Genomic DNA, 489 nt, shown 5'->3' on the forward strand with positions numbered 1-489 from the left:
CCCTTGACGTGCAGCGTGACGGATTCGAGCTTCATGCGGTATTCGCTCACGCGCGCGAACGGGCGGTAGAAGCCCAGGGTGAGCAGCGTGAGCACCAGGTTCTTGATGCGCAGCGCGACGAAACTGCGCGCCCGCAGGCGGCATTTGAAGCGGGCCATGTGGCTTACGCCGATCTGGTTCCAGGTGATCTGGAACATCCGCGCCTCGCGGTAGGCGCGCGCCGGCGCGGAGACCAGCAGCGCCATGAAGGTGAAGAAGACGATGCCGAAGAGGATGAGCAGGAACAGCCACGGTCCCATTCCCCGGGTCTTGCCGGACAGCAGTGCCAGCGAGCCGCCGAAGGCGGCGCCCACGGTGGCGCCCATGACCGCCACGGTGAGCAGGAATACGCCCAGGGTGGCGAGCCAGACCTTCACGAAGTCCATGTAGACCGGCTTCCAGCGGCCGGGTTCGGTGCCCAGGCGCGACTGCAGCACCAGCATGCTGCGG

At 66.7% G+C, this 489-nt stretch carries 1 protein-coding gene; it reads right to left on the minus strand.

The window, feature by feature from the left end; genetic code table 11:
• Nucleotides 1-489, minus strand: a 489-nt coding sequence (locus AC066S_RS39165) for a DUF898 family protein (protein WP_478271955.1), incomplete at both ends; no start/stop codon positions are given.

The organism is Bradyrhizobium sp. CFUWI (genome assembly GCF_056429085.1).